At 72.7% G+C, this 23584-nt stretch carries 25 protein-coding genes, 1 tRNA gene and 1 pseudogene; 9 read left to right on the forward strand and 18 right to left on the reverse strand.

Going from position 1 to position 23584, the window contains the following annotated elements; translation table 11 throughout:
• Window positions 1-14: 14 nt before the first annotated feature.
• A complete protein-coding gene (locus tag BLR12_RS03205) occupies window positions 15-938 on the forward strand; it encodes an alpha/beta fold hydrolase (protein ID WP_091373314.1) in 924 nt (307 codons plus the stop codon).
• A gap of 1 nt (window position 939) precedes the next feature.
• Here the strand turns inward: BLR12_RS03205 and BLR12_RS03210 are convergent, their stop codons facing one another.
• The 5 genes from BLR12_RS03210 to nth are packed head-to-tail and all read right to left on the reverse strand — an operon-like array spanning window position 940 to window position 4709.
• On the reverse strand, window positions 940-2121 hold the full coding sequence (locus tag BLR12_RS03210; RefSeq protein ID WP_091373316.1) for a MarP family serine protease: 1182 nt from the start codon (window positions 2119-2121) through the stop codon (window positions 940-942).
• Window positions 2122-2129: 8 nt separating this feature from the next.
• Window positions 2130-2588, reverse strand: coding sequence for a plastocyanin/azurin family copper-binding protein (locus BLR12_RS03215; RefSeq protein ID WP_091373319.1), 459 nt, complete (start codon window positions 2586-2588; stop codon window positions 2130-2132).
• Window positions 2585-3349, reverse strand: coding sequence for an NUDIX hydrolase (locus BLR12_RS03220; protein WP_091373323.1), 765 nt, complete (start codon window positions 3347-3349; stop codon window positions 2585-2587). The genes BLR12_RS03215 and BLR12_RS03220 overlap by 4 nt, the downstream gene beginning before the upstream one ends.
• Complete coding sequence (locus BLR12_RS03225) at window positions 3346-3927, reverse strand: TlpA family protein disulfide reductase (protein WP_091373325.1); 582 nt, start codon at window positions 3925-3927, stop codon at window positions 3346-3348. Before BLR12_RS03225 ends, BLR12_RS03220 begins: the two co-directional genes overlap by 4 nt.
• Window positions 3924-4709 (reverse strand): endonuclease III, encoded by a 786-nt coding sequence (gene nth, locus BLR12_RS03230; RefSeq protein WP_091373327.1) that lies wholly within the window; start codon window positions 4707-4709, stop codon window positions 3924-3926. The genes BLR12_RS03225 and nth overlap by 4 nt, the downstream gene beginning before the upstream one ends.
• A gap of 154 nt (window positions 4710-4863) precedes the next feature.
• On the opposite strand from nth, the gene BLR12_RS03235 reads away from it, so the two are divergent.
• Window positions 4864-5106 carry a hypothetical protein gene (locus BLR12_RS03235; protein WP_091373329.1) on the forward strand — a complete coding sequence of 81 codons (243 nt, stop codon included), beginning with the start codon at window positions 4864-4866 and terminating at the stop codon, window positions 5104-5106.
• A 178-nt stretch (window positions 5107-5284) separates the two neighbouring features.
• Window positions 5285-5959, forward strand: a complete 675-nt coding sequence (locus tag BLR12_RS03240) for a Crp/Fnr family transcriptional regulator (protein WP_091373331.1) — start codon at window positions 5285-5287, stop codon at window positions 5957-5959.
• Between the two features lie 187 nt (window positions 5960-6146).
• Here the strand turns inward: BLR12_RS03240 and BLR12_RS03245 are convergent, their stop codons facing one another.
• The 3 genes from BLR12_RS03245 to BLR12_RS24235 form a co-directional block, all read right to left on the reverse strand.
• Complete coding sequence (locus BLR12_RS03245) at window positions 6147-6947, reverse strand: NUDIX hydrolase (protein ID WP_091373335.1); 801 nt, start codon at window positions 6945-6947, stop codon at window positions 6147-6149.
• A 127-nt stretch (window positions 6948-7074) separates the two neighbouring features.
• Window positions 7075-7548 carry a RidA family protein gene (locus BLR12_RS03250; protein WP_091373337.1) on the reverse strand — a complete coding sequence of 158 codons (474 nt, stop codon included), beginning with the start codon at window positions 7546-7548 and terminating at the stop codon, window positions 7075-7077.
• A gap of 7 nt (window positions 7549-7555) precedes the next feature.
• On the reverse strand, window positions 7556-7729 hold the full coding sequence (locus tag BLR12_RS24235; protein ID WP_091373340.1) for a DUF4177 domain-containing protein: 174 nt from the start codon (window positions 7727-7729) through the stop codon (window positions 7556-7558).
• A gap of 95 nt (window positions 7730-7824) precedes the next feature.
• Between BLR12_RS24235 and BLR12_RS03260 the strand changes: the two genes are divergently transcribed.
• From BLR12_RS03260 to BLR12_RS03270, 3 genes are read left to right on the forward strand one after another with little or no spacing between them, the layout of a single operon-like run.
• Window positions 7825-8817 carry an ATPase BagA gene (locus BLR12_RS03260; protein WP_091374302.1) on the forward strand — a complete coding sequence of 331 codons (993 nt, stop codon included), beginning with the start codon at window positions 7825-7827 and terminating at the stop codon, window positions 8815-8817.
• Window positions 8814-10070, forward strand: coding sequence for an ATPase BagB (locus BLR12_RS03265; protein ID WP_255363261.1), 1257 nt, complete (start codon window positions 8814-8816; stop codon window positions 10068-10070). Before BLR12_RS03260 ends, BLR12_RS03265 begins: the two co-directional genes overlap by 4 nt.
• A 41-nt stretch (window positions 10071-10111) precedes the next feature.
• Window positions 10112-12280 (forward strand): transglycosylase domain-containing protein, encoded by a 2169-nt coding sequence (locus BLR12_RS03270; protein WP_091373343.1) that lies wholly within the window; start codon window positions 10112-10114, stop codon window positions 12278-12280.
• A 36-nt stretch (window positions 12281-12316) separates the two neighbouring features.
• Here the strand turns inward: BLR12_RS03270 and BLR12_RS03275 are convergent, their stop codons facing one another.
• On the reverse strand, window positions 12317-12769 hold the full coding sequence (locus BLR12_RS03275) for a GatB/YqeY domain-containing protein (protein ID WP_091373346.1): 453 nt from the start codon (window positions 12767-12769) through the stop codon (window positions 12317-12319).
• A 54-nt stretch (window positions 12770-12823) separates the two neighbouring features.
• Between BLR12_RS03275 and BLR12_RS03280 the strand changes: the two genes are divergently transcribed.
• From BLR12_RS03280 to BLR12_RS03290, 3 genes and pseudogenes are all read left to right on the forward strand, one after another.
• Window positions 12824-13735 (forward strand): metallophosphoesterase, encoded by a 912-nt coding sequence (locus BLR12_RS03280; protein WP_091373349.1) that lies wholly within the window; start codon window positions 12824-12826, stop codon window positions 13733-13735.
• 31 nt (window positions 13736-13766) lie between these two features.
• Window positions 13767-13843 (forward strand) — tRNA-Pro (locus tag BLR12_RS03285).
• A 142-nt stretch (window positions 13844-13985) separates the two neighbouring features.
• A pseudogene (locus tag BLR12_RS03290) lies at window positions 13986-14153 on the forward strand (diguanylate cyclase domain-containing protein); the annotation flags it as partial.
• 402 nt (window positions 14154-14555) lie between these two features.
• Here the strand turns inward: BLR12_RS03290 and BLR12_RS03295 are convergent.
• From BLR12_RS03295 to BLR12_RS03335, 9 genes are all read right to left on the reverse strand, one after another.
• A complete protein-coding gene (locus BLR12_RS03295; protein ID WP_091373356.1) occupies window positions 14556-15845 on the reverse strand; it encodes an MFS transporter in 1290 nt (429 codons plus the stop codon).
• Window positions 15832-17064, reverse strand: a complete 1233-nt coding sequence (locus BLR12_RS03300; RefSeq protein ID WP_218120516.1) for an ATP-grasp domain-containing protein — start codon at window positions 17062-17064, stop codon at window positions 15832-15834. The genes BLR12_RS03295 and BLR12_RS03300 overlap by 14 nt, the downstream gene beginning before the upstream one ends.
• A 65-nt stretch (window positions 17065-17129) precedes the next feature.
• The gene (locus tag BLR12_RS03305) at window positions 17130-17741 is read right to left on the reverse strand and encodes an NADPH-dependent FMN reductase (protein ID WP_091374307.1); all 612 of its coding nucleotides are present in this window, start codon (window positions 17739-17741) and stop codon (window positions 17130-17132) included.
• A gap of 5 nt (window positions 17742-17746) precedes the next feature.
• Window positions 17747-18178 carry a PPOX class F420-dependent oxidoreductase gene (locus tag BLR12_RS03310; RefSeq protein WP_091373359.1) on the reverse strand — a complete coding sequence of 144 codons (432 nt, stop codon included), beginning with the start codon at window positions 18176-18178 and terminating at the stop codon, window positions 17747-17749.
• A 56-nt stretch (window positions 18179-18234) separates the two neighbouring features.
• The gene (locus BLR12_RS03315; protein WP_091373362.1) at window positions 18235-18921 is read right to left on the reverse strand and encodes a methyltransferase; all 687 of its coding nucleotides are present in this window, start codon (window positions 18919-18921) and stop codon (window positions 18235-18237) included.
• A gap of 31 nt (window positions 18922-18952) precedes the next feature.
• Window positions 18953-19747 carry a cyclase family protein gene (locus BLR12_RS03320; RefSeq protein WP_091374309.1) on the reverse strand — a complete coding sequence of 265 codons (795 nt, stop codon included), beginning with the start codon at window positions 19745-19747 and terminating at the stop codon, window positions 18953-18955.
• 5 nt (window positions 19748-19752) lie between these two features.
• Window positions 19753-20706 (reverse strand): branched-chain-amino-acid transaminase, encoded by a 954-nt coding sequence (gene ilvE / locus BLR12_RS03325; protein WP_091373365.1) that lies wholly within the window; start codon window positions 20704-20706, stop codon window positions 19753-19755.
• On the reverse strand, window positions 20703-22346 hold the full coding sequence (locus BLR12_RS03330) for an FAD-dependent monooxygenase (protein ID WP_091373368.1): 1644 nt from the start codon (window positions 22344-22346) through the stop codon (window positions 20703-20705). The genes ilvE and BLR12_RS03330 overlap by 4 nt, the downstream gene beginning before the upstream one ends.
• Entirely contained in the window at window positions 22343-23584 is a 1242-nt protein-coding gene (locus BLR12_RS03335; RefSeq protein WP_218120518.1) for a tryptophan 2,3-dioxygenase, read from the reverse strand. The genes BLR12_RS03330 and BLR12_RS03335 overlap by 4 nt, the downstream gene beginning before the upstream one ends.

Below are 23584 nucleotides of genomic sequence, written 5' to 3' on the forward strand. Positions count from 1 at the left end.
GCGCCCCCCGCGCGGTGAGCACAGCCGAGCCGCGGCCGGACGCCACCAGCGTCCTGCTGCCCGGCCCCTGGACCCACCGCGACCTGTCGGCCAACGGCGTCCGGCTGCACGTCGCCGAGGCCGGTGAGGGCCCGCTGGTGCTGCTGCTGCACGGGTTCCCCGAGTTCTGGTGGGCTTGGCGGGCGCAGCTCCCGGCGCTGGCCGCCGCCGGCTTCCGTGCCGTCGCCCCCGACCTGCGCGGCTACGGCGGCAGCGACAAGCCCCCGCGCGGCTACGACCTGCCCACGGCGGCCTCGGACGTCGCCGCGCTGGTGCGGGCGCTGGGCGAGCAGGACGCCGTCGTCGTCGGGCACGACTGGGGCGGGCTGGTGGCCTGGACGATGGCCGCCCTGCACCCGCGCAGCGTCCGCCGGCTCGCGGTGCTGTCGATGGCCCACCCCCGGCTGCTGCGCGCGTCCCTGACCGACCGGGCCCAGCGGAAGGCGCTGCGGCACATCCTGGGCTTCCAGCTCCCCCGGCTGCCGGAGCGGCGGCTCACCCGCGCCGACGACGACCCGGTGGCCGAGCTGGTGCGCCGCTGGGCCGGGCCCGGGTGGACCTCCACCGCGGACTTCGCCGAGGCGGTCACCCGGTACCGCTCGGCCGCCCGCATCCCGCAGGCCGCCTACGGGTCGATGGAGTACTTCCGCTGGGCCGGCCGCTCGCAGCTGCGCCCCGACGGGCTGCGCTACGCCCGCCGGATGGCCGCCCCGGTCACCGCACCGACGCTGCAGCTGCACGGCGACCTGGACGGCTGCGTGCTGCCGTCGTCCGCCCGGGGGTCGGGCCGGTACGTCGCAGGCGCCTACGAGTGGCGCGAGCTGGCCGGCGTCGGGCACTTCCCGCACGAGGAGGTGCCCGACGAGGTGAACGCCGCGCTGGTCGCCTGGGCTGGATGAGCTACTCGCAACTACCGGTGGCGACCGCGGAGGTCGAGGCGGCACCGGTCACCGCGGCGTCCTCGACCTCCTCGAAGGTGAGCGCGTAGCCGGTGAGCGGGTCGTCGATGGCCGAGGCGAAGACGACGCCGAGCACCTGGCCCTCCGGGTCGAACAGCGGGCCGCCGGAGTTGCCGGCGCGCACCTCGCCGTAGAGCGCGTAGACGTCGCGGACCACGGTCTGCTCGTTGCGGAAGTCCGGGCCGCTGATGTCGGTGCGCTGGCGCACCCGGGCGGGCCCGACGAACAGGTCCCCACCACCGGGGTAGCCCATGATGATCGCGTCGTCCCCCGACTCCGCGGGCTGCGCGGCGAAGGTCAGCGGCACCTGGGGCAGCCCGGGGACGGCGAGCACCGCGACGTCGGTCTCCTCGTCCACGTAGACCGGGACGGCGTCGTACTCCTCACCCTCCGCGCTCACGACCGGGTCGGTGACGCCGGCGAGCACGTGCGCGTTGGTCATCACCCGCTCCTCGGCGTACACGAAGCCGGAGCCGTCGATCTGCCGCGAGCAGGACGCCGCCACGCCGCTGATCCGCACCACCGAGCCCTCGACCGAGTCGACGACGGGGCTGGCGAGCAGCGCCTGGTCGGGCACCGGGACGTCGGGGACCTGCGTGGGGGTCAGCGGGTCGAGGACGTCGGGCAACCCGTTCTGGTCGATCGCCTCCCGCAGCGAGTCGTAGACCGCCCGGACGCCGTCCGGCACAGTCCGGTCGACCGCCTGCACCAGCGCCGACTGCTTCACCTGACCGGAGACCCCGGGGAACGGCGCGGTGGCCAGCGGGGTCGCGACCATCCAGGCGACCAGCAACACCGCGACCGCGGACAGCACCGCGCCGGCCACCGAGTCGACGACCTCCGCCGGCTGCCACGTCACGCGCCGGCGCACCGCCCGGCCGATCGCCCCGGCCAGCACCTGGCCCAGCAGCGCCGCCGCGAGGACGACGACCAGCGCGACGAACACCCGGGTGGTCGCCGCCCCGTCGAGCCGCTCGGCCACCGGGCCGGACAGCTGCGCGCCGAGGACCGCGCCGCCGAAGAAGCCGAGGACGGAGGTGGCCGAGACGATGACGCCCTGCCGGAAGCCGGAGAAGGCGAAGGCCAGTGCCAGTCCGATCAGGACGAGGTCGACGATCGACATGCTCGCGCTCAGCCGCTCACCGTCATGACGCCGTACTGGTCCAGCTGGGTGTGGAAGCTGCACTCGAAGCCGTACTCACCCGGGGTGGACACGGTGAACTCGATGGTGCGGCTCTCCCCCGGCGTCAGCAGCGGGATCTCCGGGTCGATCGGCGCGGGGCCGGCGTCCGGGGTGAAGCGGAAGTTGTGCGTCATCTGCTCGGCGACGTTCACCACGGTCAGCCGGACCGGCCCCGGGGCGACGGTGAAGGTGGCCGGGCTGAAGACGTAGTCGTCCTGCGTCTGCAGCGTGACCTCCTGGACGCCGTCGGGTGCCGTGGTCACCGTGCCGAGGGCGGGGCCGGACGACGGTGCGGCCTGCGGCGCGGACCGGCCGTCACCGCTCCCGCAGCCGGTCAGCACCGTGGCCACCAGCACTCCCCCGGCGAGCAGCGCCCGGCCGCGTCGCGCCCTCTCCTGCCCCCTCATCGCGGGGGAACGGTACGTGCCGTGGGGCCGTCGGGGGCGGGATCGGCGACCGTCGGCGCGGCGGCGTCCTCCTCCTCGGCCGGGTCCAGCGTGCCGGGGAGCTGCGGGCGGCGGGCGCCGAGCGCCGGCAGCGGCCGCACGTCGGCGTCGTCCCAGGGCCGGGCCAGCCCGGCGGCCTCCAGGATCGCGTCGAGCAGGCCGCCGGTGAAGCCCCACACGACCATCCCGGCGACCCCGAACGCCGGGCCGACGTAGCCCGACGGGTGGCGGATGCGGAAGCGGTTGGCCGGGTCGACGAGGTCCGCGAGGGGCACCCGCGCCACCCGCGCCACCTCGCGCGGGTCGCCGACGGTGACCTCGCGCGGGTCGTCCCACCAGGCCACGACCGGCACGACCAGGTTGTCCGACGGGCCGAGGAACAGCTCCGGCAGCGTGGCCACCACCCGGACGCCGTCCGGGTCGATGCCGGCCTCCTCCTCGGCCTCCCGCAGCGCGGTGCCCACCGGGTAGTCGTCGCCGGGGTCGGCGCCACCGCCGGGGAAGGCCGGCTGACCGGCGTGGGTGCGCAGGTGCGCGGACTTCTCGATCAGCAGGACGTCGGCCCCGCGCGGGCCCTCACCGAAGAGGATCAGCACCGCCGACCGGCGGGCGGTCGCCGTCGGCCGGGGCATCCGGTGCCGCAGCGGCAGGTCGTCGCCGGCCTCGACCAGCCGGCGCAGGTACGCCGGGAGGGCGGCGTCGGGAGCCGCGGTGTCGGTCACAGGGTCACCCCCAGGTGCTCGGCGACCAGGCCCTCCAGCTCCTCGACCGAGGTGACCGGCCGCATCTGCAGGTGGGCGACGGTGCCGTCGGCGCGCAGCAGGTAGGTGTACGGCAGGGCGGGCAGCCGCTCCGCATCGGCCAGCCGACCCTCGGCGTCGATGCCGGTGGGCATCGTGACCCCGGCGTCGGCGGCGAAGGCGACGCCGTTGTCGGCGGTGTCCTTGGTGACCAGGCCCACGACCTTCAGCCGGTCACCGGCCCGGTCGGCCAGCTGCTGCACCAGCGGCAGCTCCTCCCGGCACGGCCCGCACCAGGTGGCCCAGAGGTTCACCACCGTCGGCACGCCCTGGGCCTGGCCGAGGTGCAACTGCCCCCCACCGAGGCAGTCCACGCTCACGTCGGCGAGCACCTCGCCGCCGGTGGCCGCCTGGGCGGGCTGGTCCGGACAGGGCGCGGTCGGGTTCGCCACGGCGGGTGCGGACGGCGCGGCGTCCGGTGCCCCGCTGCCCGAGCTGCACCCGGCCAGCGCGAGCCCGAGCGCCAGCGCGCCGGCCGCCGTCCTGCTGCGGGCGCTCATTCGGTGTCGGAGGCGACCGGGGTCTTCACCAGCTTCGTGGCGGCCTCCGGGTCGGTCGGGCCGATGCCGTACGACGGACACCACTGCGCGAGGCCGCAGGCGCCGCAGGCGGCCTTCTTGGCGTGGCAGACCCGCCGGCCGTGGAAGATCACGCGGTGGCTGAACATCGTCCACTCGCGCTTGGGCAGCAGCTCGGCGACCTCGGCCTCGACCTTGACCGGGTCCTCCTCCGCCGTCCAGCCGAACCGCCGCACCAGCCGGCCGAAGTGGGTGTCGACGGTGAGGCCGGGGACGTCGAAGGCGTTGCCCAGGACGACGTTCGCGGTCTTGCGGCCGACGCCGGGGAGGGTGACCAGGTCGGCCATCCGGCCGGGCACCTCGCCGTCGAACCGCTCGAGCAGCGCCTGCGCCAGGCCCAGCACCGAGGTGGCCTTCGCGCGGAAGAAGCCGGTGGGCTTGAGGACCTCCTCCAGGTCGGCGCGGTCGGCACCGGCCAGCGCCTGCGCGTCGGGGTACTTGCTGAACAGCACCGGGGTGACCCGGTTGACCGTCCTGTCGGTGGTCTGAGCCGACAGCACGGTGGCGACCAGCAGCTCGAAGGCGTTGGTGAAGTCGAGCTCGCAGTGCGCGTCGGGGTAGATCAGCGCCAGCTCGCGGGCCATCCGCCGCGCCCGCCGGGTGCGCGCCAGCGGGGTCTCCTGCGGGTCGAACGGGGAACCGCCCCGGGCGGCGGCGCGACGGGCGCGCGGCGGGACCGGCCGGGCGTAGGCGGGCGAGGACACGCGGTCGAGGGTAGGCCGACCGGCTGACCGTCCCGGGTCCGTGCCATCATCGCGACCGCCGTCGCCGGGCTTCCCCCGCGGCGTCCCGGGGTACACAGGAGTGCACGCGCGGTCCGGCCGGTCCGCGTCCCCGGCGAGGAGAGAGGAGGAGCCGGTGGTCGCCCTCGTCGTCATCCTGTTCCCGCCCCTGGTCATCGCCTTCCTGCTGGTGATGGAACGCGTCGAGGAGCCGCTGCGCCGCCCGGCCGGCCCCCGAGAGGTGGCGGAGTTCCTCTCCACCGCGAGCCCCGGTGAGGTCGACACGCTCGCCAACTCCGGCATCCGCCGCGCCATGGCGCGCTGGCGGCGCCGTCGGGCATCCCGGGTGCGCCGCGGGGCCGAGCCGCCCGTCGTCTGAGGGACGGCCCGGGACGGGGCCGGGATCACCCCTCGGGGTGCCCGCACGGGCCACTGGTCGGGTGATGATCCGCACAGGCCCCTAGACTCACTCCGGCGGCGCCGCGAGCGAGCGGCTGCCGACCGGGCCCGGCCGCGCGCCGGCCCTCCGAGGTGTGTGTGCGAGAGGACGACGCGTAGTGGACGAGGTGCTGGCCCAGTCCGGGCTCTTCCAGGGGCTGCCCGTGGAGGCGGTGGACCCGGTCGCGAGCCGCCTGGAGACCGTGACCCTCCCCCGCGGCCGCGTGGTCTTCAACGAGGGCGAGCCGGGCGACAGCCTCTACATCGTGCTCTCCGGGAAGATCAAGCTGTCCCGCCGGTCGCCGGACGGGCGCGAGAACGTGCTCGCCGTGATGGGGCCGTCCGACCAGTTCGGTGAGCTGTCGGTGTTCGACCCCGGCCCGCGGACGGCGACGGCCACCGCCGTCACCGACGTCAGGCTGGCCCGGATGCCGCAGTCGGTGCTGCGCCCGTGGATCGAGGCCCACCCCGAGGTCGGCGAGCGGCTGCTGCACGTGCTGGCCCGCCGGCTGCGCCGCACGAACGACTCGGTCGCGGACCTCATCTTCACCGACGTCCCCGGCCGGGTCGCCAAGGCGCTGCTGCAGATGGCCGACCGGTTCGGCAGCCGCGAGGGCGAGGGCCTGCGCGTCAAGCACGACCTGACGCAGGAGGAGCTGGCCCAGCTGGTCGGCGCCTCCCGCGAGACGGTGAACAAGGCGCTGGCCGACTTCGTGCACCGCGGCTGGATCCAGCTGCAGGGCAAGTCGGTCGTCGTCCTCGACGAGGAGCGTCTGCGCCGCCGCGCGCGGTGACGCTGCACTGAACGCCGGAGGCCCAGGACCGTCACGGTCCTGGGCTTCTCGCGTTCAGTGACACCCGCGAGGTGAGCCGCTCCGCGAGATCGGCACGCCGAGTGGGGCCGGAGGCTCCCCGAGGCGTGGCGAGGCAGGGCTCAACGGCGGTCGGGGACGGCCGTTGGCCGCGGTGTGACCCGGAGGGTCACGAAGGGAGCGGCACGACCAGGCGGATGCGGGTGCCGTCGGGCAGCACGGCCCAGCGGCCGTCGGGCTCGTCGGCGAACGACGGGCAGATCGGGTGCAGCGGCTCCGGCGGCGACCCGGCCAGGGCCGCGGCCACGTCGGCGAAGGACTCGAGCTGGCCCAGCGTGTGGCTCGTCGGCGGCAGCATCGGGCGGGTGCCCGCGGCCAGCTCGGCCAGCGCGGCCGACGGCGTCAGCCAGCTCACCTCGTCGGCCTCGCCGGTGACGTGCCGGGCCTCCTGGCCGACGGGCAGAGCTGCGGCGAAGAACTTGGTGTCGTAGCGCCGCGGCTCGGCCGGCGGGGTGATCCAGTGCGCGAAGGGCCGCAGCAGGTCCGACCGCAGCGCCAGCCCGCGGTCGGCGAGCAGCTCGGCCAGCGACAGCTCGCGGGCCAGCAGGGCCTGGCGCTGGGCCTCCCAGTCCTCTCCGGAGACGTCCGGGACGACGTCGCCGCCGTCGGGCGCCCCCGCGAGCAGGACGCCGGCCTCCTCGAACGTCTCCCGGACCGCGGCGCACACCAGCTCGCGGGCGGTCCGCTCGTCGCAGCCGAAGGCGTGCGCCCACTCCACCGGCGGCGGGCCGGCCCAGGCCGTCTCGACGTCGCCGTCCCGCGGGTCGACCCCGCCGCCCGGGTAGGCGGTCATCCCGCCGGCGAACGGCATGCCCCGGGTGCGCCGCAGCAGGTAGACCTCCAGGCCGGGGACGCCGTCGCGCAGCAGCAGCACCGTCGCGGCCTGGCGAGGGGTGCTGGGGCGCGTCATCGGAGGTGAGCCGCGTTCGCGGTGGACCGGTCGCGGGGGCCGGAGGCTCCCCGACCGGGACACGGGGGCACGCTCAGCGCAGCCGGCACCGGGGCTCGGCCGCGGTGCCGTCCGGAGGACGGCAGTGTCATCGCAGCTCGACGGTGAGCTCGACCTCGACGGGGGCGCCCAGGGGCAGCTCCGCGACACCGACCGCGCTGCGGGCGTGCCGGCCGGCCTCGCCGAACACGCGGCCCAGCAGCTCGCTGGCGCCGTTCACCACCCGCGGCTGGCCGGTGAAGCCCTCCGCGCTGGCCACGTAGCCGACCACGCGGACGACGCGGGCCACCGAGTCCAGGCCGACCAGCTCGTCGATGGCGGCCAGCGCGTTGAGCGCGCACAGCTTGGCGTCGTGCGCGGCGTCCTCGGCGTCGACCGAGCCGCCGACCTTGCCGGTGCGGCGCAGTCCACCGTCGACGAAGGGCAGCTGACCGGAGGTGAAGACCAGCTGGCCGCTGCGCACCGCCGGGACGTAGGCGGCGACCGGTGCGGCGACCGGGGGCAGCCGGATGCCGAGCTCGGCCAGCCGGGCGTGCCAGCTGGGGGTCTGCGGGCTGGTCATGACCCGGTCAGCCGACGGGGCGCTTGAGGTAGGCCACGGGCTGGTCGGCCCCGCCCGGGCCGGGCAGCACGGTGACCAGCTCCCACCCGTCGACACCCCAGGAGTCCAGGATCGCCTTGGTGTTGTGGATCAGCAGCGGGATGGTGGCGTACTCCCACTTGACGCGGGCGGATTCGCTCATGGCCGCGACGCTAGCGCAGCGCCTCGGCCCCGTCCCGGGCCCCGCCCCGAGCCTGCGAGGGGTGGGGAGGACGGGGTCCTTCTAGGCTCGTGTCCGTGAGCCCCGTTCCCTCCCCCGTGCGCTGCCACGTCGTCACCGGGAAGGGCGGGACCGGCAAGACGACGGTCGCGGCGGCGCTCGCCCTGGCCCTCGCCGCCGACGGGGGGCAGGTGCTGCTGGTCGAGACCGAGGGCCGCCAGGGCATCGCGCAGCTCCTCGACACCCCGCCGCTGCCCTACGAGGAGCGCCGGGTCGCCGTCGCCCGTGGGGGCGGCGTGGTCAAGGCGCTGGCCATCGACGTCGAGGAAGCCCTCCTCGAGTACCTGGAGATGTTCTACAACCTCAAGCGGGCCGGCCGGGCGCTGCGCCGGGTGGGTGCGGTGGACTTCGCCACCACCATCGCCCCGGGGCTGCGCGACGTGCTGCTCACCGGCAAGGTCAAGGAGGCGGTCACCCGCCGCCACGACGGCCGCCCGGTCTACGACGCCGTCGTCGTCGACGCCCCGCCCACCGGCCGGATCACCCGTTTCCTCAACGTGACCGGGGAGATGGCCGGGCTGACCCGGTCCGGGCCGATCAAGACCCAGAGCGACGGCGTCATGGCCGTGCTCAAGTCACCGCAGACGGCGGTCCACCTGGTCACGCTGCTGGAGGACATGCCGGTGCAGGAGACCGCCGACGCGATCGCCGAGCTGCAGGGCGTCGGCCTGCCCGTCGGCTCGGTCGTGGTGAACATGGCCGCCGAGCCGGCGCTGCCCGAGCCCGCCCTGGTCCGCGCCGCCGAGGGCGGGCTCACCGGCGCGGACCTCGCGCCCGCGCTGGCCGCGGCGGGGCTGCAGGACGTCCCGGGCCTGGCCGACGCGCTCGCCGCCGAGGCCAGCGAGCACGCCCGCCGCTGGGCCGCCCAGGACGAGCTGCGCGATGAGGTCGAGGCGCTCGGCCGGCCGACGGTCGAGCTGCCGCTGCTGCCCGGCCCCATCGACCTGGGCGCGCTGTTCGAGCTCGCCGGGCGGCTGGAGCAGCACCTGCGGACCGAGGTGGCCGCGTGAGCCAGGCGGCAGACGCGACGACGACCGAGCGCGCCCGCCGGCACCCGCGGCCGGCCGGACCGCCCGCCCCGGAGGCGCTGCCGCTGGAGCTGGCCGAGCTGGTCACCGACCCGGACACCCGGATCGTGGTGTGCTGCGGCGCCGGCGGCGTGGGCAAGACGACGACCTCGGCGGCCCTGGCCATGGCCGCGGCGGAGGCCGGCCGCACCGTCGTCGTCCTCACCATCGACCCGGCGCGCCGGCTGGCGCAGTCCCTCGGTCTGGTGGAGCTGGACAACGAGCCGCGGCGGGTCGATCTCCCCGACAGCACGGGGGCACGAGGCGAGCTGCACGCGATGATGCTGGACATGAAGCGCACGTTCGACGACATCGTCGTGGCGCACTCCACCCCCGAGCGGGCCGAGCAGATCTTCGAGAACCCCTTCTACCAGACCCTGTCGTCGTCCTTCGCCGGGACGCAGGAGTACATGGCGATGGAGAAGCTGGGCCAGCTGCGCGCCGGCGACCGGTGGGACCTCATCGTCGTCGACACCCCGCCGTCGCGGTCGGCGCTGGACTTCCTCGACGCCCCCAACCGGATGAGCCGCTTCCTCGACGGCACGATGATCCGGCTGCTCACCGCGCCGAGCCGGACCGGTTTCCGGATCGCCAGCGCCGGGTTCGTGTTCTTCAGCCGGATCATCTCCAAGATCCTGGGCGGGCAGCTGCTGCGGGACATCTCCGCGTTCGTGGCCGCCCTGGACACCATGTTCGGCGGGTTCCGCGAGCGGGCGACCGCGACCTACGAGCTGCTGCGCCGGCCGGGCACCTGGTTCGTCGTCGTCGCGACGCCGGAGCCGGACGCGCTGCGGGAGGCCTCCTACTTCGTCGACCGGCTCTCCACCGAGCAGATGCCGCTGGCCGGGCTGGTGCTCAACCGCACCCACCCGCCGACGACGACGGCGCTGTCGGCCACCCGGGCCGACGGCGCGGCCGAGGAGGTGCTGGAGGCCGGCGGCGAGGGCGCGGAGCTGGCGGCCGGCGCGCTGCGGGTGCACGCCGAGCGGATGGCGCTGGCCACCCGCGAGCAGCACCTGGCCGACCGGTTCACCAGCGCCCACCCGGAGGTCGCCGTCCGCACCGTCCCGGCCGCGGCCGGCGACGTGCACGACCTCGACGGGCTGCGCGGCATGGCCGACGCGCTGACCGGCCCGGACGGCGACACGCCGACGGGTGTGCCGCGGCGGCGCATCCTCCCCGCGCGCCGTCGCTGAGGGCGACGTCGGGGGCGCAGCGCCACGTACATTGGCTCGCGATGTCTCCCGACGCCCCCGCACGCGCCCGGGTCCTCGCGAAGCTCGCCGCGACGATCGTCCTCGCCGGAGCCCTGGTCGCCGGCATGCTGCTGCCCTTCGTGGGGGGCACCGGCATGGCGGCCCGCAACTCGGCCTCGCTGCTCGACGCGCTGCCCGACGCGCTCACCGACGAGACGCCGGCGGGCAACACCCGGGTGCTCGCGGCCGACGGCTCGCTGATCACGATGTTCTACCGGAACAACCGGACGCCGGTGGCCTCCGACCAGATCGCACCGGTCATGAAGCAGGCGCTGGTCGCCATCGAGGACGCCCGGTTCGAGGAGCACAACGGCCTCGACGTGCAGGGCACCCTGCGGGCGCTGGCGACGAACGTCGCGGCGGGGTCGGTGCAGGAGGGCGGCTCGACGCTCACCCAGCAGCTGGTCAAGCAGACCCTCGTGCAGACCGCCGACACCCCCGAGGAGCGGCTGGCCGCCACCGAGGAGAGCGTGGGCCGCAAGCTGCGCGAGGCGCGGATGGCCCTCGCCCTGGAGGAGGAGTACTCCAAGGACGAGATCCTCACCCGCTACCTCAACCTCGTGTACTTCGGGGAGGGCGCCTACGGCGTCCAGGCCGCGGCGCAGCGCTACTTCAGCGTCGACGCCGCCGCCCTCACCCTCCCGCAGGCGGCCATGCTCGCCGGGCTGGTGCAGAGCCCGTCGATCGACGACCCGATCACCAACCCGGAGAACGCGCGCGAGCGGCGCAACGTGGTGCTCCGGTCGATGCTCGGCCAGGGCATGGTCACCGAGGCCGAGGTCGCCGAGATCTCCGCGCAGCCGGTCCAGGTGGTGCAGGGCGCCAGCCCGGCCAACGGCTGCGTCGACGCGTCGATCGGCGGCTTCTTCTGCTCCTTCGTGGAGCAGTACCTCACCCAGGAGCTGGGGATCTCGCAGGCGCTGCTGGAGAACGGCGGGCTCACGATCCAGACGACGCTGCGCCCGGACGTGCAGGCGGCGGGCGACCAGGCGGTGCTCGACACCGTGGCGCTGGGCGACCCGCTGGTGGGGGCCTACACGGCCGTCGAGCCGGGCACCGGACACGTGCTGGCCATGTCCAACAACCGCCGCTTCGGCTGCGAGGGCCCGGAGTGCGAGTCGGTCAACTTCAACGTCGTCCCCAGCAAGGGCGCCGGCTCGGTGTTCAAGGTGTTCACCGCGGCCGCCGCGGTCGAGCGGGGCTTCGGCCCCAACCACGTGATCACCACGAGCGAGCCCTACGTCTCGCGGGTCTACCGCGACGGCAGCGGCCCCTACGACGTGGTCAACGTGGGCAGCAGCTACCCCAACACCCTGGACATGGAGCGGGCGCTGTACATGTCCTCCAACACCTACTTCCTGGCGCTGGAGGACCAGCTCGGCTCGGTCGAGGGCCCGGTGCGGATGGCGCAGCGGATGGGCATGCACTTCGACGCCGCCAACCAGTACCCCGCGGACACGATCATCGAGGAGAACCGCGGGTCGTTCACGTTCGGCACCGACGCGACCAGCCCGCTGGACCTGGCCAACTCCGTGGCCACCCTCGCGGCCAACGGCACCCGGTGCGAGCCGACGCCGGTCACCGCCGTCCTCGACCGCACCGGCCAGCCGCTCACCGGCGAGGACGGCCAGCCGGTGGTCCCCGGCGACGCGTGCACGCCGGAGGCCGTCCCGGCGAGGGTCGCCGCGACGATGACGTCGATGCTGCGCAAGGACGTCGAGCCCGGCTTCTCCGGCGCCACCGGTACCCGGGCGTACGTGCCGGGGCACCAGATCGCCGGCAAGACCGGCACCAACCAGAACCGCGACTCGGTCGCCTTCGTCGGCTACACCCCGCAGTACGCGGCGAGCGTCATGGTGTTCAGCCCGCTGCAGAACCAGGACGTCGGCGGCTTCGGCGGTGCGCTGGGCGCCGGCATCTGGGGTGACGCGATGCGGCCGATCCTGAGCGCGCAGCAGCCGGTGCCCTTCCCCGCACCGCCCGCTCCCCCGGCCCCGGCCCCGGCCCCGGCACCCGAGGCGGCACCGGCGGGCACCGGGCCGGTCGAGGTCCAGCCCGTGCCCGCGGTGGAGCAGCCGGCCGGAGCTCCGGTGGAGACCCCCGCCCCGGTGCCGGCCGAGGCCCCCGTCGCCGCCCAGCCGGCGGGCTGACGAAGGACCCCGTTCCGGGACGGGGGCGGGCCCTGCTCAGCCCAGCTGGCGGCGGACCTCGGCGGCCACCCGGCCGCCCTCGGCCCGGCCGGCGACCTCGCCCTGCACCGCACCCATGACGCGGCCCATGTCCCGCATGCCGCTCGCGCCGGTGCGGGTGACGACGTCGGCGACGAGCGCGGCCAGGTCGGCGTCCTCGAGCTGCGCGGGCAGGTAGGCGGCGACCACGTCGCCCTCCGCCCGCTCCCGGTCGGCCTGCTCGGTGCGCCCGGCGGCGGCGAAGGCCTCGGCGGCCTCGCGGCGCTTCTTGGCCTCCCGCCGCAGCACCGCCTGCACCTCGTCGTCGCCGAGCTCGCGGGCCTCCTTGCCCGCCACCTCCTCGGCGCTGACCGCGGCGAGCACCATCCGCAGCGTGGCGGTGCGCAGCTCGTCGCGGGACTTCATCGCGGTGGTCAGGTCGGCGCGCAGGGTTTCCTTCAGGTCGGACACGTGGATCAGCCTCGCACGGCGCCTCCCGGCACCGCGCCCGTAATCTCGGCTGCCGTGCGCGCGACCACAGCCCTCCCGGCCGCCGTCCTCGGGTCTGCGACCGCGGGGATCGCCTACGCCTCCCTCTACGAGCGCAACCGCTGGACGCTGCGCCGCCTCGACGTCCCGGTGCTCGCCCCCGGCTCCGCGCCGCTGCGGGTGCTGCACCTGTCCGACCTGCACATGACCGCGAGGCAGCGGTCCAAGCAGGAGTGGGTGGCCTCCCTCGCCGCACTCGAACCCGACCTGGTCGTCGACACCGGCGACAACCTGGCCGGGATGGACGCCGTCCCCGGGACGCTGCGGGCGCTGGAGCCGCTGCTCGACCTGCCGGGCGCGTTCGTGCTGGCCAGCAACGACTACTACGCGCCCCGGCCGAAGAACCCGCTCAAGTACTTCAAGCGGGACCATGTGCGGGTGCACGGCGACGAGCTGCCCTGGCGGGACCTGCGCGACGCCATGGCGGCCCGCGGCTGGGTCGACCTGACCAACGCCCGCGGCGAGCTCGTCGTCGGCGGACGGCGGATCGCCTTCGCCGGCGTCGACGACTCGCACCTGGGCCGGGACCGCTACGACGACGTCGCCGGTCCGGCGGACCCGGACGCGGACCTGCGCATCGGGCTGGCGCACTCCCCCGAGCCGCGGGTGCTCGACCGGTTCGCCGCCGACGGGTACGACCTGCTGCTGTGCGGGCACACGCACGGCGGCCAGCTGCGGGTCCCGTTCTACGGGGCGCTGGTGACCAACTGCGGCATCGACCGCGCCCGGGTCCGCTGGCTGCACCGCTGGGCCGAGCCGTCGGCGACGACCCCGCGCGGCACCTGGCTGCACGTCTCCGCCGGGCTGGGCACCAGCCCCTACGCGCCGTACCGGTTCGCCTGCCCGCCCGAGGCGACGCTGCTCACCCTGACCGCCCGTCGGGGCTGACCGGAGCGTCGGCTAGACTGACTTCGTACCTCGGGGTGTGGCGCAGCTTGGTAGCGCGCGTCGTTCGGGACGACGAGGTCGCAGGTTCAAATCCTGTCACCCCGACCAAGACGGTCTTGCTCGAAGGACCGGCCGAGAGGACCTCGGCCCGATCGGGTGAGACGGTCCTGGATGCAGGCACGAGGCCCCCAGCGCAGCTGGGGGCCTCGTCCGTCGTAGGGGCCCGGCCACCACGACGGTCGACGACGACCTCGGCCACGAGGGCGGCCACGCCGTGCTGCGAGTCGTCGCCGGGCGGATCGGCGGCTGCCTGCGACCGGCGGACACCGTCGCCCGCCTGGACGGGGACGAGTTCGCTGTCCTGCTGGCCGGCGCCCAGGCAGTGACCAGGCCCTGCGGGTTGCTGACCGCATCCTGACCGCGCTGCGCGAGCCAGTGGTGCTGACGGTCGGCAGCAGCGTCGTCGGCCGCCGCAGCACCGCATCCATGCGGATGCACGGTCAAGACGTCCGTGTGACGCCCGGTGAGGGCGTCTCCGCAGCTGCCTCGCGGGCGTCGACAGATGACGCTGCCGAGGAGATCGTGGCTCGCTTGTCCGCGCGGCTCGGGTGACCCAACCAGCACACGACGGCTGCCCGATCCACAGCGGCGTCACCTGGGCTTGGGCACGAGGTTCGGATCGCGCCACCGGGACAGCAGCGCCTGAGCTCCGCCGAGCCTGTCAGCCATCCGATGACGCGCACGGTAGAGCCACGACCGGGTGCCCTGGTGGTCGGACGGTCACCCGGGTCAGCATCGCGTCCGACTCTGCAGTCCCTGCTCAGGCTCCCATCACCGACTCCTGGGGCCGGGCAGCGGCACCCGCCGTCAGCCCACTGCTACGAAGGGATCCGAACAGCGCGAGCAAGGCGGTGAGGAGCGTGCACGACAGCGCCAACGTCAGCCAGACGGTTGGCGCATCGCCGGTGACCGCCAGGGCCACACCGACCGCGGGACCGGCGAACTGGCCGATGCCCATCATCGAGTTGGCCAGTGCATTGGCGCGGGTCAGCTCTTCGTCGGGCACCAGGGATATCAGCCACGGGTGGAACGAGCAGGAGTAAGCGCATTCGCCGAGAGCGAAGAGCACAGCGAACGCCAGGAGGCCGCCCAGGCGCATGCCGGGCGGCCCCCAGGCGAGGACGCCGACGGCCAGGTAGCCGATGCCCCAGAGCGCACCGGTCACGCAGAGACCGGTCAGTTCGGACCGTGGCTCCAGGAGTCGCGTGACCGGCCGCTGGGCGATCACGATGACGAGGACGTTCAGGGCGAGCATCAGGGAGACCGTGTAGAGCGGCATGCTCATCAAGTCCACCGTCACCAGCGGTGCGGTGGCCTCGAACTGGCTGAAGCCGAACAGGTAAGCAGCCAACTGGAATCCCGCGGCTGGTGCGGCGACGAGCAACAGGGTCCGGGTCGGCATCTGCGCTGACCGCCCACTCGCGGCAGGAGCGTTCTGCGGCTGACTCATCTCCGGCCTGGCCGACTGGCGGGTCACCAGTACGACGATGGCGACAGGGAGCATCCCGGCGGCGTTGACGAGAAAGAAGTACGGGATGACCTCCGGGCGCAGGAGGACGGTCAAGGTTCCCGCGACGAGGGAGCCGGCCGCCAGCGTCGCGTTCAGGACGGCGAAGCGCCGGGCGAACAGGGAGCGCCGCTCCTCGGCTGAGACCAGTGAGTTGAGAATCGGGATGATGGCGGCCAGGAAGCAGCCTTGACCCGCGCCGATCGCCGCGGCAGCGAGGCACACCTCGAGGCGGGAGTCAGCGGCGAACAACAGCACGTAGCCGACGAACCAGCTCAGGTTGCCGGTGACGCACAGGGGCACGCGCGGTACGCGCACCCGCCCCGTGCCGAGCAGGACCGCCACGGCCAGGTTGGCGGCGCCGGTGACGCCGTAGAAGAGGGCCACGCCGCCCGTGCCCACCGCCGGCTTGTCGGCCAGGTACAGAGACGTGTACGGAAAGACGAGGCCCAGGCAGAAGGACGACAGGCCATGGGTCACGATGATCGAGTTCGCGGGGCCGAGTCGTCGCGCACGTTTCTGGCGCACGTCAGACAGCGGCATGGAAGCCTTCCACAGCGTTCGCGCGCAGGGGCTCGTGCCTGATGTCGAGCGCGCCTTCGGCCTGATCGAGCGCCGTGGCACACCGGGCAGCATCCGGAGCCGCCACCACTACGGCCGCCGTGCGCGGAATGGCGTCGTGGGGAGGTAGGTGGAGCACGCTGCCGACCGGCGCGAGGACCAGGGTCCGCTGGACGTGCGGCACAGCGGCTGCTGCGCTCAGGTCGATGTGCTGGACCACGCCATCTTCCGGAAGGTAGGCGAACCGAACTTCCGCGGCGCGCCGCTGGCGGGGTGTGAGGTCCGGCGTGCGGCCCAGGGACAGCTCAGCTGCGGCGACCACCAGGTCGATGCCGGTGGCCAGCTGACCGACCAGGGGAATCAGATCGCCACCGAGCCGACCGTTCAGCTCGATCAGCCGCCAGCCGCCCCGCGTGTAGCGGAGTTCGGCGTGGGTCACGCCCCACTGCACGCCCAAGACTGCGTGGGCTTGCTGCACGAGCTGTTCCAGAGCAGCCGCTTCCGGCAGCTCTGCGGTCGGGTCCACGAGGTGCCCGACCTCTTCGAAGTGCGGAGCGAAGCCGAGCCGTTTGCGGGCGACGTGCACGCATGTCACCCCCTCGGGGGTGACCGCGCTGTCCACGCTGACCTCGGGGCCGTCGAGGTACTCCTCGACCAGTACTCCGTGGCCGGAAGGAAGCGTCGCGTACGCCGCACCCACGGCGAGGGCAAAGGCCCGCCGGACGCCCTGCACATCACGAGCCAGGGTCACGCCCATGCTGCCGGCCAGCGCGCGTGGCTTGAGCACGACCGGATATCCCAGGCACGCCGCCGCCTGCTCTGCCGCGGTTGCCTCCGAGGTGAGCAGGTGACGGACGGCAGGCAGTCCCGCGGCGTCGAGCAGTGACCGCGTGCGGTACTTGTCGCGGCAGTTGGCGGCCGCCTGGGCGCTCATGTGCGGGCGGTCCAGGATCTCGGCCGCCTGGGCAGTGACCTCCAGGACGGTCTCGTCCCAGGTGAGCACGCCGAACTCCGGCCCTGCGGCGGTCATGGCGGCGACGGCCCGGGCCACCGCCGCAGGATCTGCTACGTCGGCGACGCGCCACTGCGTGAGGTACGGCCGCTGCCAGGTCGGTGGACTGGCCAGGACGGCGCACAGCTCATAGCGCTCGGCAAGGCTTGCCAGCGCGTACTCCCGGTAGGGCTGGGCCCCGGTTCCCACGAGCACGATGGAGCGCCGCGCCCGGTGGTCTGGCTCCGGCAGTGGCGCCGCAGCAACTTCCTGCATCACTGGGCCCGGGCCTCGACGCGGAGCGGCTCGAGAGCGTTGGCGACTCGAAGCAGCTCGGAGAACATGCGCCCGGCGGCCCCAGCCAGAGCCTCGCTGCCGGTGAAACGTCCGTCGACGACGAGCTCACCGACATGGTGGATCGGGACCCCTTCGGTGACGGGGACCATCTTCAGCGTGGTGACGACCTGTTTGGTCATCTGGACGGCGCGGAGCCCGGCTGAGGAGTTGCCGTAGCTCACGAACCCGACGGGCTTGTACTGCCACTCGTGATAGAGGTAGTCGAGGGCGTTCTTCAGTGCCGCGTTGATGCCGAAGTTGTACTCGGGAGTGACGAACACGAAGGCATCAGCTGCGTCGACCGTGGCACTCCACTCCTTCGTGTGAGGCTGGGTGTAGCGCCTCTCAGAGGGGTGCTCCGGCTCGTCCAGGAAGGGCAGTCCCACCTCGAGCAGGTCGATGACGTCGACCTCGAAATGCCCGAAGGTCCGGGCGTGCTCGGCGACCCACTCGGCGATGGGTGGCCCGGCTCGACCGGGCCGCGTGCTGGCGACCAGGACGTGCAGGCGCGGCCGGTGCAGGAAGTCCTCGCGGTCGGAGAGCGCAGTCATCGTCGTCACCCCCGGATCCAGCCGTAGGAACGCTCGATGTGCAGCCGGACCACCAGCCGCCGGTCGGCCACCATGACAGCCCGGTATTCATCCCAGTCCGGGTGCTCGCCTTGGACGGCTCGGTAGACATCGACCAGCTCGTCGGCGACGGCGTCGTGCGGCTGTTCGGCAGGATCGGTCAGCTCCGTCTTGCACTCCAGGACGGAGTACGAGCCACCGTCGGGCGTGGCGACGTAGAAGCTCGCCCGGGGATCGCGGCGCAGATTGGCGACCTTGGCGCGGCTCTGGGTAGTGGAAAAGCGCAGGACGCCCGCCCGCTCCTCATAGGTGTAGTCGACGGTCGATAGCTGCGGCCTGCCGTCGGCCTTGATGGTTGCCAGCACGCCGCGCCCCGTGGGGCGGAGCAGTCCGAGCAGTGCGTTTTCGGTGGTAGCCATGACATTCCCTGCCTGTCGTTACGGGTGGTGTCGACGGATGGCCCCTGCAGCCACGCCTAGAGCGGCCGTAGCTCGAGGAGCTGGAAGTCCACGTCGACGCCGTCGGGACGACGCCGGGCAGACTGCAGCACGCGGACGTCGGTGGCGCATTCGCCGCAGATCTCACGTAGCAGTGGCCAGCTGCCGATGCTGCTGAAGCCGAGCAGCATGCTGCCGCCATCAGCGAGCAGCTCCCGTCCTTGGCGGATGAAGCGCCGGTGCCCTTCGTATCCGGGGTCGAAGAAGGCTCGGTGCAGATCCGTGCTGCAGACGTACTGGCTGGGCAGCTCGACGAAACCGGAGTTCCAGTAGATCCGGTCGTAACGTCGCCCGGGGGGCAGTGCGTCGAACAGATCGCTCTGCAGGACGTCGACCGCCTCCTCGACGCCGTGTCGAGCCGCGTTACGCCGGGTGTTCTCGACGGCGGCCGGGCTGATGTCCACAGCAGTCACCGACCGGCAGCCGAGCAGCGCCGCAGTCACCGCGGTGACTCCGGCTCCCGAGCCGATCTCGAGGAACGAACCGGCTGTCGGGTACGGGATCCAAGAGGTGAACAACTCGGTGACGGGCGAGTAGGTGGGAGAGAAGACGCCGGGGCGGAGGTCCCATGTCCGGCCGCACAGGTGGAACTCGGTGGGCCGGGAATCGTCGGAGACGTGACGGTTGTACAGCCGCCATCCCCGATTGAGAGCGACCTGGTCCATCAGACTGGCCTCCTGGGCACTGTCGGAGACGTCATCGGCGGTCCCGACTCACCAGGGCGAGCACACGACAGGGACTGCCGGAGCCCCCGACGATGGGCAGTGGGCTGGCGATGAGGACAGCGCCGCGCACCGGCAGCTGCTCCAACCCGCGGAGTTGCGTCAGGCCGTATTTGCCAGCGGCGTGCATGTGCCAGTGACAGGGGTACGGCTGGTCGACGAACGTCCCCGCCTGGCCGGCGTCGGTGCCGACGGTCTCGACGCCGATCCCGACGATGTCCGTCTCGTGTGCGAGCCACCGCGCACAGTCCGGGGCGATCCCCGGCGTGTGCCCGTCGTTGATGAAGTCCACGTTGTCGGTCGATCTGCTGCCCCAGCCGGTGCGGTACAGCAGCCATCCGCCCGCGGGTAGGGGACCGTGCCGGTCCGTCCAGTCCTCGACATGCCGACGTCCGAGCAGGAAGTCGGGATCTGCAGCGACCTCGGCCGAGGCGTCGAGGACCACCGCTGGTGCGACCAGATGGCTGGTGGGCACCTGCTGGACGTCGTGAAGGTGCCGGCCCGAGGCCCAGTGCACGGGCGCGTCGAAGTGCGTGCCGGTGTGTTCGGACAGCGCGATGTTGTTCCAGTAGACCTGAGGCCCGAGCGCGTCGTAGCGGCTGATCACCTGACGCCTGAAGCTCCAGGGCTGGCCCCGTTCCGGCGGCAGCGGGATGACGGGCGTGTCCTCGGACAGCGGCGCGGTCAGGTCGATCACCTCGACCGCGCCACTCTCCAGCGCCACCGTCAGGAGCTCGATCGCGCTGGTCGACGCCTGCTGCTGCGACATGGCCGTCATGCCGCACCCACCGGTCGAGCCAGGACCTGCACCGGCGTCACCCAGTCCTCGTGCCCTCCGCGGCCCCGGACGACGTCGTCGTAGAGGGACTGCAGCCGGCGGGTCACCGGACCGGGTCTGCCGTCTCCGACGAGGATCCGGTCGACCGAGGTGACCGGCAGCAACTCGGACTTGGTTCCGCAGAGGAACACCTCGTCTGCGACGTACAGCTCTGTGCGGTCGATCTCCCGCCAGCGGAGCGCAAGGGCGAGGTGCTCGACGGCCAGCTCCGCTGTGGTGGCGACGGTGATCCCCTCCAACACACCACTGGTGCCCGGCGGCGTCGACAGCTCTCCGTCACGCACCATCACAACGCAGGACCCCGGCGCCTCCGACACATTGCCCCGCTGGTTGAGCAGCAAGGTCGTGTCGTAGCCGTTGCGCGTCGCCTCGTGCTGGGCCAGCCGACTGTTGTGGTAGTTGGCCCCCGTCTTGATGCGGGGTGGCATGGCGTCGTCGCTGATGCGTCGCCAAGTGGAGATCGTCGCTGCCAACCCGTGGTCGTAGGCCGGTGGACGACGGAGTGCCGTTGAGGTGATGTGGACTCCGGTGTGCGTCGTGTGGCACAGCGGGTCCAGGTCGGGAGCCATGTCGAAGTAGGCCACCACCACGAGGTGGGCGTCCTGGCGGTGGTCGTTGGCCCGCAGCAGCTCGATGCAGGCGGCTTCCAGTTCTTCGGCCGTGAAGGATATCTCCATGCGCAGGCTCTTCATCGACCGTCCCAGGCGGGCAAGGTGATCGCCCAAGCGAAAGAGGCGGAATTGCTCGTCCTGAGGGTCCCAATAGGCGCGCAGTCCTTCGAACACGTTGGCCCCCCAGAACGCGCCCTGGCTGCGAGCGTGAACCTGGCACTGGTCCCAAGGCACGAGCCGGCCGTTCTGCCAGGCATACGCCGGAATACCGTCGGTCATGCTGCTCCCTTCGTGGAGGTGGACGCCTTGACTGCGGGTCCTGCTGGCCCACGCGAGCAGGCCTGCAGAAGAGAGGCAAAGCTCTCCGGGTCCGTGCTGGCGGCGGCGATGTGGCCGTCGGGACGGACCAACCAGCACGTTGTCCCACCCCCGCCGTAACCGGCTCGGACCTGCGACTCGACGTCGCGCAGTACGACGACGTCAGCCAGCTCGGAGAGCTGCGTTGCCGCACCGGAGGCTGGCAGGACGACGACCAGGCTGGCTGGCTGCGACCAGGCTTGTGCCCGCATCGCGGTGACAGCAGCGGCTGCCGCTGAGTCGTCCGGAGCGGTGACGAGACCGACGAAGCCGGCACCGAAGAACCGTCGCAGGCGTGTGCCGCTGTGAGCCGCGGCGACCCGCGCGTCGGGTGCGAAGGAGCCCACCAGCGGCTGCTGCGGATCGTCACCTCGGACGATCGGCGACTCGCGGTAGACGAACGGCTCTGCCATTCGTCCGCTGTTGACCCGATCCCGCGCCGCCGGCAGAGCGCCGCTCAGACCGAGCAAGACCGCCCGGGTCCACCGCCGCCACCGTGTTGGCGGGATCATGAAGCGGATCGTCGCCTCGGTGACTGCCAGGTTCTCGCGGGCGGCAGCGTGCCGCTCCACGTGGTAGCTCTCGAGGAGATCAGCCTCAGCCTGGCCCTGGTACACGAGGGCCAGCTTCCAGGCGATGTTGTCCGCGTCTTGGATGCCGCTGTTCATGCCCCGCGACCCGTAGGGCGGTAGGGCATGAGCAGCATCCCCGGCGAAGAAGACCCGTCCGACGCGCATGTGCTCGACGACGCGCTGGTGGAAGCGGTAGGTGCTGACCCAGTCGACCTCATAGGGAACGTCACCGATCACGGCCCGAACGCGTCGGTCGAACTCACCGTTGACCTGCTCGGCCTCGATGTCGGCGTCGGGTGGCAATTGCCAGTCGATCCGCCAGGTCTCGTCAGGCTGTGGGTGCATGACCAATTGCCGGCCCGGATTGCAGGCCGGGTCGTAGTGGAAGTGTCGTTCCTTGGGCAGGTCGAGACGGGCCCGGATGTCGGTGATCAAGAAGCGATCACGGTGCGTGTAGCCGGTCCATCGGACGCCTGTGAGTTCCCGCAGGCGGCTCCGTACCCCGTCGCAGGCAACGACGTACGCGGCAGTCAGGCGATCGGGGCCTTCAGGTCCGGTGAGCCGGAGGGTGACCGCCTCGCGATCCTGCTCGAGCCCCACCACCTCGTGGCCCCAGCGGACCTCGACCAAGGGGTGGCGCTCGGCGGCGGCCAGCAGCACCTGCTCGATGCGGTGCTGCGAGATGTTGACGAAGGGACCGAAACCGGGGCCGGGTGCGTAGTGAGCGCTGCGGATCTCACGGTCGCGGACGTAAGTGCGGGCCACCGTCCAGGTGACGCCTTCGGCAGCGATGGGAGCGGCGCACCCGAACTTGTCGAGCACCTCGAGGACGTCCCCTTGGATGAGGCAGGCCTTGGAGCCCTGCTTCTGCAGTGCCGGCTTGGCGTCCAGCACGATGCTGCGCACCCCGTGGTCTGCCAACCGCAGCGCCGTCACCAGCCCCACCGGTCCGGCGCCCACCACGACCAGAGGCTCGTCCGTCCGGCTCATGATCGGGCCACCGTCTCGTCCGCCGCGCTGTCGGCGGACTCGGCATCGACGGTGTGGAAGACCGGGATGGTCCGCACCGACGCCAGGTAGGCGGTGCCGTCGGTGCTGCCCGTCCCTCGCAGGTCGGCGAGCATCCGCGCGGCGAGCCGGTAGTGCGTCTGGCGCCACCGCAGCCAGACAGAGGCGAAGTCGGCCATCGCCGTGCGCAGAGCGTCGACTTGTTGGTCGCTCAACTCGCCGACGGCGATGGCCTCGCGGTAGGCGTCGTCCAGTGTGGCCTGCCCGGCGAGCACGCGCGCGCGAACCTCAGGCACGGAGTAGAAGGCCTCGGAGTCGACCCGGGCGTCGTCAGGCTGGCGGCAGAGGGCCTCGAAGATCTTGTAGTTGCGCGACTGGATCGCGCTTGCACCGTCGGTGTAGGTGCGGAAGGTCCGAAACGCCTCGACCTGCATCGTGGCGAGCATCGAGAAGAGCGGCGCGGCCTGGCGCATCGCGGTTGCGGCCACGCGCAGGTAGTGCACTGCCCGATGCGTGTCCCGGCGCGCGAGGGCGTTGACCGCTCCTCGCAACTGGGCACTCAGCAAAGCAAAGGTGGTCTCGAACAATTGCAGAACTCGCAGGAAGAGGTACTCATCGTGCGCCGTGTAGACGGGCAGCACGGTCAGACCCATCAGGCGTCGCTCCAGTACTGACATGTCGGCGTCGACGACGGTGCAGACCTGCCGAGCAAGGTCCACGGGGTCGGATTCAGTCAGCCCGCCGACCAGCGTGAGTCGCTCGAGCGTCGGCCGGATCGCGCGTACGCCGAGGCGCAGCCGCTTGGCCGTACCTGCCGAACTCGGACGCATGTGGGGCAGCCGGGTCGTCTGGCCGTCTGCTGCCGCCAACTCGAAGGCCAGCACGTCCGCCATCAGATGGGCTGAGAGCCGGTCGCAGCGGGAGCGGGCGAACGGCACCTGCTCGATCGGGTCGTCCGCGGCCGGCAGCTCCAGCAGCGGCAGGGCCAGATAGCTGCGGTAGTCATAGCGGCCGTCGGGCTTGTCGAGGGCCACGTCGAGGAAGGTTGCGAGCCTGTGCAGCGCCGGCCAGGGGCTCTGGATCTCCGGCAGCTCTGCACGGACGCGGGCCAGGAGACGGAGGATCTCGTCGGACACGAAGTGCTTACCCACGGCGTGGTACTCGCGGACGACGGCGTCATAGGGAAACGTCCGGGCGTCTCTCCGTCGCAGCCAGGACAT

Origin of the sequence: Geodermatophilus sp. DSM 45219 (assembly GCF_900104025.1) — a bacterium.
GTDB lineage: Bacteria > Actinomycetota > Actinomycetes > Mycobacteriales > Geodermatophilaceae > Geodermatophilus.